This window comes from Hyphomicrobium sp. 2TAF46 (assembly GCF_052114865.1).
Classification (GTDB): domain Bacteria; phylum Pseudomonadota; class Alphaproteobacteria; order Rhizobiales; family Hyphomicrobiaceae; genus Hyphomicrobium_B.
In genome coordinates, this window is record NZ_JBFRFO010000003.1 from 1 (window position 1) to 12,548 (window position 12,548).

Consider the following 12,548-nt stretch of genomic DNA (forward strand, 5'->3'; position numbering starts at 1 on the left):
CCGTTTCGAGAAACTTCGCGCGAATACGTACCCGGATTGAGTCTGTGCTGTCCCGTTCATTGGGGCAGCCGCTGCCGCGCCGTGGCTCAGAGCTTGGGGTGAGGTTGTCAATCAGGGAAAAGAAGATGGGAATGTACGTTCTATTCGGCGTTAAAGATTCCGGCATTTCTGATGTCGACGATGCCGCCGCTATGGTGGCGCGCGTGATAAAAGCGATGCCGATAGGAAGGATAGCGGAGGACATAGGCGCCTATTGTAGATTTGAGACCGGGGCTGAAGAAGAGGCCCAAGTCGTATCGGGTACTTACAGGGATGAGGACGGGGATTACCGACGCTTTACGCTAAGGTAAAAGCTTATTTGGCCGAACGTGGCGTTGTCGAGAAGCCGGCCACCGCGAATTCGGAACCTTCCGTCTACGTAATAAAGCGCGTGGAAAGACAGCGCCTCGATGCCAAATTCTATGTGAACAGAAGGTAGCGCCTCGGGTTTGAGGAAGAGTGATGGCCAGGAAAGCTGAGAGGTTACGACTCGAAATCTACGACAGCCGGACGGGCGTGCTCTCTCTGACAAAAATTTCTGGTCGCGCCAGAGTTTGCGCCGCCACCGAATTTTTGCGGCACAGAGCACAGGCTTTCGATAGCGCGCACCAATTCGAGGGCCAGCCGGAAGGCTTCTATCTTGGCGAAGAGACGTGGTTCGCACTCGACGCGTTCATGCGCGATTTCGATAAGAAGCAAAACGAAGGCTGATCGCGCCTGAGCCTGCCAGCGCGTGGGAACGCACGTCGCCGAGCGCATTCGCACACTTCCGTGCCGAGCGGCCGGCTCCCCATAGGGGAGGCGCAAAGCATACTCATAAGGACTCGTACATGACCGAACACTTCCTGCTGCCCGCTGCAATGGCAAAGCGAAGCCGCGCGCTGCCGCTCGAAGCGAAGTCGCTCGACGATGGCGTGTTCGAAGGCTACGCCAGCCTCTTCAATCGCGAGGACCTGGGCCACGACGTCATCGCGCCGGGAGCATTCCGCGAAAGCCTGCTCAATCGCGGTGCCCAACGCATCAAGATGCTGTTCCAGCATGATCCGGCCGAGCCGATCGGCGTGTGGGACGAGATCCGCGAGGATGCGCGCGGGCTCTACGTACGCGGACGGTTGATGACCGCGGTCTCGAAAGCGCGAGAAGTTTTGGAGTTGATGCGCGCCGGCGCGCTCGACGGGCTTTCGATCGGGTTCAAGACGGTGAGGGCCAGGCGCGATGCAGCGTCCGGCGTGCGCCGTCTCGAAAAAGTCGATCTCTGGGAAATTTCGGTCGTCACTTTTCCGATGCTGCCCGGCGCGCGCGTCCAAAGCGTGAAGGCGCGGCCGTTCGCAGCGAACCCCCCGACCGAACGTGAATTCGAGCGTTGGCTCACGCGGGATGCTGGGCTGACGCGGATGGAGGCGAGGGCGGTGCTCCGCTCGGGCTTCCACGGTCTCAAGACTCTGCGGGAAGCGAGCCGGACCTTCGCCGGTGATGCCGCACTTGCCTCTCGCATTCGCGAGGCGGCGCGGCTGATGCAGGCAACGTAATCTCCCTCTCCCCATTCAAGTGCAGAGAGAGGGGAGGGGGAAAGCGGCCGTTTCCCCCCAATTCCCGTCATCCCGGCGCAGGCCGGGATCCAGTCAGAGTTCAGCGGAATGAAAAGCAATCGCCGCGGCGCTAGCGTCGCGGATGATCACGCAATTCATTTGTTGATGCTTGTCTGGGCCCCGGCCTTCGCCGGGGTGACGGAGTAGGGGCGATCGCTCGCGCCAATCTCAAATTTCAAACCAACAGGACAACACATGACAGACACCACGTCCCTCGAAACGAAGGGGGCGGGCGGAGAAACCGCGCGCGCCTTCGAAGAATTCCTCGAAGCCTTCGAAGCCTTCAAGGAAACGAACGATCAGCGACTTGCCGAGATCGAGCAACGCGGCGCGACGGATACGCTCGTCGCCGAGAAGCTCGCGCGCATCGAGGAAACCCTCGATTCCACAAAGCGTGTGGCGGATAACCTCGCCCTCAAATCGGCGCGTCCGCACCTCGCAGGCGGCGCGGCGGTAACGTCCAATCTTGCCCATAAGTCAGCCTTCGACGGCTACGTGCGCCGCGGCGATGCTCAGCGTCTCGCGCGTATCGAAGAGAAAGCACTGTCTGCAGGCTCGGGCGCCGACGGCGGTTATCTCGTCCCGGCCGAGACGGAAGCGGCCGTCAATCGCGCGCTCAAAGCCATCTCGCCGATGCGCGCGATCTCCGGCCTCCGCCAGGTCTCGGGCTCCGTCTACAAGCGGCCGTTCGCGACGGGCGGCGCTGATACCGGCTGGGTAGCGGAAACCGCATCGCGTTCGCAGACGACCGCACCGACGCTCACGGAACTGCAGTTCCCGACGATGGAGCTCTACGCGATGCCGGCCGCATCGCAGACGCTTCTCGACGATACCATCGTCAACATCGACGAGTGGCTTGCCGAAGAGGTCCGCCTCGCTTTCGCCGAGCAGGAAGGCACCGCCTTTGTCACCGGCGACGGTACCAACAAGCCGAAAGGCCTCTTGAGCTACGACACCGTCGCCAACGGCGCGTGGGTCTGGGGCAAGCTCGGCTTCGTTGCGACGGGCGCCGCAGGCGCGTTTCCCGCGAGCAATCCTGGCGACAAGCTGTTCGATCTCGTCTACGCGACGAAGGCGCCATACCGCGCCAACGGCACGTTCCTGATGAGCCGTGCGACGGTCTCCGCCGTGCGCAAGCTGAAGGACGGGCAAGGCAACTATCTCTGGCAGCCCGCAAATGCACCGGGCGAATGGCCATCGCTTCTCGGCTATCCGGTTGCGGAAAGCGAGGACATGCCGGCGATTGGAGCCGATGCGCTCGGCATCGCATTCGGCGATTTCTCGCGCGGCTATCTCATCGTCGACCGCGCGGGCATCCGCGTGCTGCGCGATCCCTACACCGCCAAGCCCTACGTGCTCTTCTACACGACGAAGCGCGTCGGCGGCGGCGTCCAGGACTTCGACGCCATCAAGCTTCTGAAGTTCGCAGCCTGATCCGAGCCCGCGCCGAGCGGCCGGCTCCGCGAAGCGGAGTCGCTCGGCGCAATCAAAAACTATTCCCGCGCGGGTTCCCCTCCCGCCCGCGCGGAAACCTGCGGGGTCGCCGTCAACGCGGTGGCCCCGCATTTTTTTGTCCTGGAAAGCGCTGAGCCGGACGCAACCAAAACCCTAGGCACACAAGGAATGTCCAATGTCGCTCGTGATGACGATACCGCCGGCGGTTGAGCCGGTGTCGGTTGCCGATGCGAAAGCGCACATGCGCATCGATGGCGATGGCGAGGATGTTCTGATCGCGAGCCTGCTGCTGACGTCGAGACTTCACATCGAGGTAGCGCTGTCGCTCGCACTCATCACTCAATCATGGACGATGACGCTCGACCGCTGGCCCGCCGGCCGCGACGTCGGGCTGCCGCTGACGCCGCTGCGATCGGTCGATGAAGTCCGCGTGAAAAACGCCGCAGGCGTCGCGATTGCCGTTCCTGCAGAAGGCTATCTCGTCGATCTCGCATCGCGGCCCTCGCGGCTTGTCTGGAACAATATGGCGCCGCCCGTGCCGCGTGTTTGCACGAACGGCATCGAGATCGATATGACGGCGGGATTCGGCAGCACCGGCGACAGCGTACCGGCGCCGCTGAAGCACGCGATCCTGATGCTGACCGCGCATTGGTACGAGCATCGCGATCCGGGCGAAATCGGCTCGGCCGATGCGCGCATTCCAGATGCGGTTTCCGCGCTTATCAATCCATTTAGGACGATCAGGCTATGAGGGCACCCGTCAACGCCGGCGATCTCCGGCATCGCGTGACGATAGAAAGTCCTGCGCGCACGAGCGACGAAGCGGGCGGCGCGACAATTGAATGGCAGAGCGTCGGTGACGCATGGGCCGCGATCTGGCCACGAACAGCTAACGAAAATTTCATGAGCGATCGCCTGTCTGGAACGGCGACGCACGACGTCTGGATTCGCTTCCGCAAAGACGTGACGCCCGACATGCGCATTCGCTGCGGCAATCGCGTCTTCGCCATTCTCGGCGCGATCGACATTGAAGATCGCGGCCGCTGGCTCAAATGTCCATCGGAGGAGCGCGACCTATGAACATGCACTTTACCATGAGCGGCACCATGAGCGGCGCCGGATCGGTGGCGCGTCAGCGAGCGTTGATTCTGGTACGCGACGCAATTGCGAAACGCGAAGCGAGCCTCGCATCGCTGCAAGCGCAGAAACTTTCGGTCAACGATGCTGGCAGTATCAATCGCCCATCGTCGCAAGGAGGCAAATAATGTCGAGCGCAGCTTTCGCTCTTCAGCAGGCGATCTTCTCGAAGTTGGCGAGCGATGCCGCCACGACGACGGCGCTCGGCGGCCCCCGCATCTATGACGACGTTCCGGCACGCGCTGAATTCCCGTTCATGACGTTCGGCCAATCGACCGAACGCGATTGGTCGACCGGAACGGAAGAAGGTTACGAACACGTCATCACACTGCACGTCTGGTCGCGCGCACGTGGCCGCAAAGAAACGCAGGCCGTGATCGCGGCCGCGCGTGATGCGCTGCACGACCAGGATCTGCCTCTCGAAGGCCATCGCCTGGTCAACCTGCGTCACGAATTTTCCGAAGCGCGCCGCGACACCGATGGCGAGACGTTTCACGGTATTTCCCGTTTTCGTGCGGTGACCGAGCCAAGCTGAGATCGCTTCGCGGCCGTTCCGCTTTTCACTCGCTCGAACGATGAATGCCTGGGCCACGCCTGGGTATGACGGCACGCGCATTAAAGACCCAAGCTTTTTCACGCTCAACAAAGAGACCTCCACATGACAGCACAGAAAGGCAAGGACCTTCTCCTGAAGGTCGATACGACAGGCGCGGGCGTCTTCGTGACGGTCGCTGGCCTTCGCGCGCGGGGATTGTCGATCAGCGCGGAAACGGTCGAGATCACGAACACCGAGAGCGCGGGCCAGTGGCGCGAGCTGTTGACCGGGGCAGGCATCAAGTCGGCGCGCATCACCGGCTCCGGAGTTTTCAAGGACGGGCCGTCCGATACGACAATCCGCGATTATGCCTTCAACGGAACCATTCGGGACTGGCAGGTGATCGTTCCGGACTTCGGAATAATCGCAGGCGCGTTCCAGATCACCTCGCTGGAATTCAGCGGCCGCCACGATGCGGAATTGACGTTTGACATAACGCTCGAAAGCGCGGGAGCGCTGGCGTTTACGGCGGCGCAATAGCGCCACCTGCATCCATCGGCTCTAATAAATTGGACAATTCGCATGCCAAACAAGCACCGCGGGGAAATCGAGGCGATGCTCGACGGCCGCGCGTATCGGCTCGTTTTGACGCTCGGCGCGCTCGCCGAACTGGAAAGCGCCTTCGGCGACGACGATATGCTGGCGCTCGCGGCCCGCTTCGAGAAAGGGCGGCTGTCAGCACGCGATTGCGTGAAAGTCATCGCCGCCGGCTTGCGTGGCGCGGGATGTGCGGTGACCGACGATGAGGTCGCGCTGATGCGCGCATCTGGCGGCGCGGCCGAATACGTCGGCATCGTCGCCCGGCTTCTCAACGCGACGTTCGGCGGAAGTGATGAGGCGAGCGACGAACAGCCGAAGCAGGAGGCCGGCGGCGAAGCCCGCGCCCCTTTCGCTTGGCGCGTGTGATGGAGCTTGGCCTCGGTGTCCTCGGCATGATGCCCGCCGCGTTCTGGTCGTTGACGCCGCGCGAACTCCAGGCGGCGCTCGCCGGAAAGTTCGGCGGCAAAGGCGAAGCCACGGCCCTCACGCGCGGCGATCTCGATAATCTGATGCAGCGCTTTCCGGATGAAAGTTCCCTGAGATGACGATGAATGACGATCAACTCGAGACCTGGAGTGTGAAGGTTACAGCCGACACGAGCGATCTCGAGAGTAAGCTCCAGTCCACGACGCGGACCGGAAGGCAGTTCGCGAATACGCTCGTTTCGGCTTTCAGTGATGTCGCGATCAAGGGGAAGAACGTCGGCGATGTTATGAAGTCGCTGGCGCTGAATATCTCGCAGCTTGCGCTGAAGACGGCGCTGCAGCCGCTGACATCGGGTCTCGCGTCGATGTTCCAAGGCGTCATCTCCGGGGCGATGCCGTTCGCGAAGGGCGGCGTCATTCAAAGCGGGACACCCGTGCCGTTTGCGAGCGGTGGCGTGCTTGCAAGTCCGATCACGTTTCCGCTAGCCGGTGGTGCAATGGGTCTCGCCGGAGAACGAGGGCCGGAAGCCATCATGCCGCTGACGCGCGGCGCCGATGGCCGCCTTGGCGTTGCGATGTCGGGCGGCGGCGGACAGCAGATCACGATCAATATCTCGACGCCCGACGTGCAAAGCTTCGGACGCTCGCAATCGCAGATCGCCGCCATGATCGCGCGCGCGGCCGCTGCCGGCCAGAGAAACCTGTAAAGCGCAATCTCTGAATGCGCAGCGTCTGAAGTGCTGCATCACGAAAGCGAAACGCACATGTCTTTTCATGACGTCAGATTTCCGACGGCAATCTCGCGCAACGCGCAAGGTGGCCCCGAGCGGCGCACCGACGTCGTTGTGCTCGGCTCCGGCTATGAGGAACGCAACAGCCGTTGGGCCGACAGCCGTCGAAGCTACAACGCGGGCTATGGCGTCAAATCGCTCGCAGATCTCGCCGAGATCATCGCGTTCTTCGAAGAACGCCGCGGCCGCCTTCACGCGTTTCGTTGGCGCGACCCGATGGATTGGAAATCCTGCGCGCCGAACGCAGCGCCTGCAGCACTCGACCAGGTGATCGGCACGGGCAACGGCGCGCAAGCAGCCTTCCAGCTGAAGAAAGTCTATGGGCGCGCTTTCGCACCATGGAAACGCGACATCAAGAAGCCCATCGCGGCAACCGTCAAAATCGCCGTCGCGGGCGCGGAGAAAACCGCCGGCACGCATTTCGCGCTCGATGCCTCGACTGGGATCGTGACATTCCTGGCGGGACACATTCCGGCAAGCGGCCAGTCCGTAACGGCGGGCTTCGAGTTCGACGTTCCGGTGCGCTTCGATACCGACAAGCTCGAGATCAACCTCTCGGGCTTCACGTCCGGCGCCATTCCGAACATTCCGATCGTCGAGGTGCGCTTGTGAAAATACTTTCGCCGGAATTTTCCGCACACATTGCATCTGGCGCGACAACGCTCTGCTGGTGCTGGCGCATCGAGCGCCGCGACGGCACGGTGCTGGGCTTCACCGATCACGACAACTCAGTCACATTCGAAGGCACGACGTACGAGGCCGCGGCTGGCTTCACCGCGAGTGACATCACCGACGGTCTTGGACTTTCGGTCGACAATCTCGAAGTCACCGGCGCGCTGTCGTCCGCAACTTTGACCGACGACGATCTTGCTGCCGGACGCTACGACGAAGCGCGCATCGCGATCTATCGCGTCAATTGGGCCGATGCCAGCCAGCGCGTGTTGATGAGGTCGGGCAGCATCGGCGAGGTCAGGCGCACCGGCGCAAGCTTCACCGCCGAGCTGCGCGGCCTCGCGCACTATTTGCAGCAACCGACGGGACGGTTGCTTCAACGGACCTGCGATGCCGATCTCGGTGATCGGCGCTGCGGGGTCGATCTTTCATCCTCCGCATTCCGGGGCGAGGGGACGATCGTTACTGCAATCTCGGCGCGGCGCTTCAAAGTCGCCGGTATCGATACATTCGAGTCGCGATTTTTCTCGCGCGGTCTCTTCGCGTTCACCTCCGGAGCGTCGGCGGGCCTGAAGATCGAGGTCAAATCGCACACGAAACTCAGGGCAGCTGTCGAGATCGAGCTTTGGCGAGATGCCGAAGGAGCACCCGCTATCGGCGACGCGTTCATCGTTACGGCGGGCTGTGATAAGCGTTTCGAGACATGCAAGGCGCGCTTTGCGAACACGGTCAACTTTCGCGGTTTCCCGTCGATACCCGGCAATCAATTCCTGACGCAGATCGGACGCGCGAGCCGATGATGCAGCATGTCACGCGGGAGAGAATTGTCGAAGCCGCACGTGGCTGGATCGGCACGCCCTATCATCATCAGGCGAGCCTCTGTCATGTCGGAACGGACTGCCTCGGCCTCGTGCGCGGCGTTTGGAGAGAACTCTACGGCGACGACGCCGAAACGCCGCCCGCGTACAGTCGCGATTGGGCTGAGGCGAGCGGCTGCGAGGCAATGCTCGAAGCCGCGAAGCGACATCTCGAGCCGAAGCCGGTTGCAGCACTCGATGCGGGTGACGTGATCGTCTTTCGGCTGCGCCCAGGCTTCATCGCCAAGCACGCTGCAATCGTCACCGGAGCATCGGCGATGGTGCACGCGATTGAAAACGCGCCGGTCGTCGAGGTGGCCCTGACGAATTGGTGGCGCCGCCGCATCGCCGGCGCATTTCAATTTCCTGACGTATCGGAAGGTTTCTAATAATGGCGACGCTTGCTCTTGCGGCTGTCGGTGCCGCTGTCGGCGGCAGCATGCTGCCTGCCGGTGTCGGTCTTCTGGGCGTCACGCTCTCGGGCGCGACGATCGGATCGCAGATCGGTGCATTCGCGGGCTCCTACGTCGATAACGTGCTTTTCGCTTCGTCGGGTCAGACGCGCGCGGTGGACGGACCACGATTGTCAGATCTGCGCATAACCTCGTCGACCGAAGGCGCACCGCTGCCGAAGATTTATGGACGTGCGCGGGTTGGCGGCCAGATCATCTGGGCGACCGATCTCGAAGAGGAAATTACGACGACGACGGAAGCATCGGGCAGTGCCAAAGGTGGCTCGGGAAGCAAAACGCGCGTCACGCAATACAGCTACTATGCAAACTTCGCGGTCGCGCTGGCCGAAGGCGTGGTGACACGCATCGGCCGCATTTGGGCCGACGAGCAAGAACTCGACCGCGCGCGCACGACATTCCGCCTGCACACGGGAACCGAGACGCAAGACGTAGATAGTCTCATCACGGCGCGGGAAGGTGCGGAGAATGCGCCGGCTTATCGCGGTGTCGCGTATGTCGTGTTCGAGCGATTTCCGCTGGCCGCCTACGGCAACCGCGTGCCGCAGCTGACGTTCGAAGTCTTCCGCAGCGTCGGCAACGCGGATCAGCACGTTCGCGGCGTCGTGATGATTCCGGGATCGGGCGAGTTCGTCTACGCAACCGAACCTGTGCATCAGACATTCGACGACGGCGTTTCGCAGTCGGAGAATGTCCATCAAATGCTAGGCCCGACCGACTGGCAGGTTTCGCTCGATCAACTTGAAGCATCGTTGCCGAACGCCAAGTCGGTGTCGCTCGTCGTCAGCTGGTTCGGGACAGATCTGCGCGCCAGCGTATGCAAGATCATGCCCGGCGTCGAGACGCGGCACAAATCGACCGCGCCGTTGATATGGTCGGTTGCCGGAGAAACGCGCAGTACCGCGCATCTGATCAGTACGCGCGACGGCAACGCCGCTTACGGCGGCACGCCCTCCGACCAGACCGTCGTCGCCGCCATCCAGGATATGAAGGCGCGCGGACTGAACGTAACGCTGACGCCTTTCATCCTGATGGACGTCGCGGCTGGCAACAGCCTTGCCAATCCCTATGGCGGCACCGGCCAGGCGGCCTACCCATGGCGCGGACGCATCACCTGCCATCCGGGGCCGGGCCAATCGGGAACGCCGGACAAGACCGCGACTGCGGCGGCACAGATCGCGAGCTTCGTTGGCACCGCCGCGCGATCCGATTTCTCGATCACGGGGACCACCGTTCGCTATACGGGTCCCGACGAATGGTCGTACCGCCGGATGATTCTCCATCAGGCGTTTCTCGCGAAAGCAGCAGGCGGCGTCGATGCGTTCGTGATCGGCACCGAATTGCGCGGGCTGACGTGGGTTCGCTCGAGCGCCAGCACGTATCCGTTCGTCGCCGCACTGATCACGCTCGCAGCTGACGTGAAGGCAATCCTCGGTCCGGCGACGAAAGTGCTCTACGCGGCCGATTGGTCGGAATACTTCGGCCATCAGCCAGCCGACGGCTCGGGCGACGTCTATTTTCATCTCGATCCGCTGTGGTCGTCGCCGAACATCAACGCGATCGGCATCGACATCTATTGGCCGCTTGCCGATTGGCGCGACGGCCGCGATCATCTCGACGCCTTGGCGGGCGCGACCTCGATCTATGATCCGGCGTATTTGCGGTCGAACGTCAGCGGCGGCGAAGGCTTCGACTGGTATTATGCCTCCGACGCCGATCGCGACGCGCAGATCCGCACGCCGATAACGGACGGAGCCGGCAAGCCCTGGATCTTCCGCTACAAGGACATTCTCGCGTGGTGGCGCAACGCGCATTACAATCGGCCAGGAGGCGTTGAAAGCGCGACGGCGACCGCTTGGGTGCCGGAGTCGAAACCGTTTTGGTTCATGGAGATCGGCTGCCCCGCCGTCGACAAAGGCGCGAACCAACCGAACGTCTTCGTCGATTCGAAGAGTTCGGAATCGGGGTTGCCCTATTATTCGCGCGGGCTACGCGACGACCTGATGCAGGCGCGGCATCGCCAGGCGCTGTGCGATGCGTTCGATTGGACGAAGCCGGGATACGCTGAAGGCCTCAATCCGGTCTCGGCGGTGACGGGTGCGCGCATGGTCGATCTCGATCGCATCCACGTCTACTGCTGGGACGCGCGGCCCTATCCGGCATTTCCGGACGCGGCGACCTACTGGGGCGACAGCGAAAACTGGCAGTATGGGCATTGGATCAACGGCCGCCTCGGCGGCGCCGGACTCGACGACGTCGTCTCCACAATTCTTCTCGATCAGGGTTTCACCGATTTCGACGCATCCAATTTGACCGGCACGGTGCCGGGCTACGTCATCGACCGCACGATGGCGGCGCGCGATGCGATCCAGCCGCTGGAACTCGCGTACTTCTTCGACAGCATCGAAAGCAACGGCCGGATTGTGTTCCGTCATCGCGGCCGCGCGGCACCGGCGATGACGCTGGCGCAAGATGATCTCGTTGAGGAAAGCGCAGGCGACGCGCTCTACGAGCTGACGCGCGCGCAGGAGACCGATCTCCCGGCAAGTGCGAAAGTTCGCTACATTTCGGGCCTCGACGACTATCCGCAAGCCGTCGCCGAAGCGCGGCGCCTGACGGGAGCGAGCAACCGCGTCGCCGAAGCCGATCTCCCGATCGTGCTCGATGACGGCCTCGCCGGAGCGATTGTCGAGAGCTGGCTTTACGAAACGTGGGCGACGCGCGAATCCGCGACGTTCAAGTTGCCGCCCTCGGCCCTCGCGCTCGAACCGGGAGATATGGTTGCGGCCAGCATCGCGGGGCGAACTCGGTTGCTGAGGGTCACCGGCGTTTCCGAGCACGGCGTTCGCGACATTCGCGCCTTGAGCATCGACCCCGACGTCTATGATCAGATCGATGTCGCACCGCGCGCCGCCGCCGAGCCGGTGCCGGTTCAAGCTGGCGCACCTGCCGTCGCTTTGCTCGATCTTCCGAAGTGGAATCCGGCAGCGGACGCGAGTTCCGGCTATGTCGCCGCGATGCAGAAGCCCTGGCCGGGCAGCGTCGCCGTCTTCACGTCGCCGCAGGAGACGGCTTATCAGGTGAAGGCCATCGCGGCGGCTCCGGCCACGCTTGGCATAACGCTCGACGATCTGGCGCCAGGGCCGGAAGGGCGGATCGACCGGCGCGCATCGCTCCGGGTTCGGCTGACGAACGGCACGCTGTCGTCCGCGGATCTCGTTGCGATGCTGGGAGGTTCCAACACCGCGGCCCTTCGCAGGCCGAACGGCGATTGCGAGATCATCCAGTTCCAAACGGCGGAACTCGTCGATGTGCAAACCTATCGGCTGAGTGGCTTGCTGCGCGGGCAGTTCGGAACCGAAAGTGTAATGGCCGATCCGCTGCTCGCAGGCGCACAGTTCGTGCTACTCGATGGCGCGGTGACATCCGTGCCGCTTAGGGAAAGCGAACAGAAGGTTTCACTCAACTGGCGCTATGGCCCGGGCAATCGCGATATCGGCGACGCATCGTATGCCACCGAGGCGTTCGCCTACCAGCCGCTCGGACTTCGGCCGTTGTCACCGGCACGTGTCAAAGGTGTACGCGTCTCGGGCGATCTTCAAATCTCCTGGGTTCGGCGCACGCGCAGCGGTGGTGATAATTGGGAATTGCCCGAGGTTCCACTCGGGGAAGAGAGCGAAAACTACGAAGTTGAAATTCTCGATGGCGTGACGGTGAAGCGCACGCTCCGTGCTTCGTCGCCGAGCGTCATTTATTCGAGCGCCGATCAAATCGCCGACTTCGGAGCCGCGCCGTCGAGCGTGTCGATCAAAATCTATCAGACGAACGCAGTCTTCGGACGAGGCGCACCCCGCGTGGCTATCGTCTAATTCATCACCGTCATCCCGGCGAAGGCCGGGATCCAGCCAAGCTTCAACACAACGAATGCGGATCGTTGACTGGGTGCCGACCTTCGTCGGCATGACGGATCTGGGTGAT

Annotated in this window: 16 protein-coding genes; all 16 read left to right on the forward strand. The window is 62.6% G+C overall.

The genetic code is table 11. The features are described from left to right. Window positions 1-350: hypothetical protein (locus tag AB4Z24_RS06760; RefSeq protein WP_441706835.1), on the forward strand; the 350-nt coding region annotated here is incomplete at its 5' end. A gap of 151 nt (window positions 351-501) precedes the next feature. Further along, a complete protein-coding gene (locus AB4Z24_RS06765; RefSeq protein ID WP_441706836.1) occupies window positions 502-750 on the forward strand; it encodes a hypothetical protein in 249 nt (82 codons plus the stop codon). A gap of 149 nt (window positions 751-899) precedes the next feature. Then, a complete protein-coding gene (locus AB4Z24_RS06770) occupies window positions 900-1,568 on the forward strand; it encodes an HK97 family phage prohead protease (protein WP_441707775.1) in 669 nt (222 codons plus the stop codon). Between the two features lie 255 nt (window positions 1,569-1,823). After that, window positions 1,824-3,062 carry a phage major capsid protein gene (locus AB4Z24_RS06775; RefSeq protein ID WP_441706838.1) on the forward strand — a complete coding sequence of 413 codons (1,239 nt, stop codon included), beginning with the start codon at window positions 1,824-1,826 and terminating at the stop codon, window positions 3,060-3,062. Between the two features lie 196 nt (window positions 3,063-3,258). Next, on the forward strand, window positions 3,259-3,834 hold the full coding sequence (locus AB4Z24_RS06780; RefSeq protein WP_441706840.1) for a head-tail connector protein: 576 nt from the start codon (window positions 3,259-3,261) through the stop codon (window positions 3,832-3,834). Then, entirely contained in the window at window positions 3,831-4,163 is a 333-nt protein-coding gene (locus AB4Z24_RS06785; protein ID WP_441706841.1) for a phage head closure protein, read from the forward strand. The genes AB4Z24_RS06780 and AB4Z24_RS06785 overlap by 4 nt, the downstream gene beginning before the upstream one ends. Beyond that, entirely contained in the window at window positions 4,160-4,348 is a 189-nt protein-coding gene (locus tag AB4Z24_RS06790) for a hypothetical protein (RefSeq protein ID WP_441706843.1), read from the forward strand. The genes AB4Z24_RS06785 and AB4Z24_RS06790 overlap by 4 nt, the downstream gene beginning before the upstream one ends. After that, on the forward strand, window positions 4,348-4,755 hold the full coding sequence (locus tag AB4Z24_RS06795; protein WP_441706844.1) for a DUF3168 domain-containing protein: 408 nt from the start codon (window positions 4,348-4,350) through the stop codon (window positions 4,753-4,755). Before AB4Z24_RS06790 ends, AB4Z24_RS06795 begins: the two co-directional genes overlap by 1 nt. A 123-nt stretch (window positions 4,756-4,878) precedes the next feature. Beyond that, the gene (locus AB4Z24_RS06800; RefSeq protein ID WP_441706846.1) at window positions 4,879-5,295 is read left to right on the forward strand and encodes a phage major tail protein, TP901-1 family; all 417 of its coding nucleotides are present in this window, start codon (window positions 4,879-4,881) and stop codon (window positions 5,293-5,295) included. Window positions 5,296-5,337: 42 nt separating this feature from the next. Next, window positions 5,338-5,721, forward strand: a complete 384-nt coding sequence (locus tag AB4Z24_RS06805; protein ID WP_441706848.1) for a gene transfer agent family protein — start codon at window positions 5,338-5,340, stop codon at window positions 5,719-5,721. After that, window positions 5,721-5,900 carry a phage tail assembly chaperone gene (locus tag AB4Z24_RS06810; RefSeq protein ID WP_441706850.1) on the forward strand — a complete coding sequence of 60 codons (180 nt, stop codon included), beginning with the start codon at window positions 5,721-5,723 and terminating at the stop codon, window positions 5,898-5,900. Before AB4Z24_RS06805 ends, AB4Z24_RS06810 begins: the two co-directional genes overlap by 1 nt. Window positions 5,901-5,902: 2 nt before the next feature. After that, complete coding sequence (locus tag AB4Z24_RS06815) at window positions 5,903-6,487, forward strand: phage tail tape measure protein (protein WP_441706852.1); 585 nt, start codon at window positions 5,903-5,905, stop codon at window positions 6,485-6,487. Window positions 6,488-6,544: 57 nt separating this feature from the next. After that, a complete protein-coding gene (locus AB4Z24_RS06820) occupies window positions 6,545-7,183 on the forward strand; it encodes a phage distal tail protein, Rcc01695 family (RefSeq protein ID WP_441706853.1) in 639 nt (212 codons plus the stop codon). After that, the gene (locus tag AB4Z24_RS06825; protein WP_441706854.1) at window positions 7,180-8,043 is read left to right on the forward strand and encodes a DUF2163 domain-containing protein; all 864 of its coding nucleotides are present in this window, start codon (window positions 7,180-7,182) and stop codon (window positions 8,041-8,043) included. Before AB4Z24_RS06820 ends, AB4Z24_RS06825 begins: the two co-directional genes overlap by 4 nt. Further along, window positions 8,040-8,489: an NlpC/P60 family protein gene (locus AB4Z24_RS06830; protein WP_441706856.1), complete on the forward strand. Its 450-nt coding sequence runs from the start codon at window positions 8,040-8,042 to the stop codon at window positions 8,487-8,489. Before AB4Z24_RS06825 ends, AB4Z24_RS06830 begins: the two co-directional genes overlap by 4 nt. Window positions 8,490-8,491: 2 nt before the next feature. Continuing rightward, entirely contained in the window at window positions 8,492-12,439 is a 3,948-nt protein-coding gene (locus AB4Z24_RS06835; RefSeq protein WP_441706858.1) for a baseplate multidomain protein megatron, read from the forward strand. Window positions 12,440-12,548 lie beyond the last annotated feature (109 nt).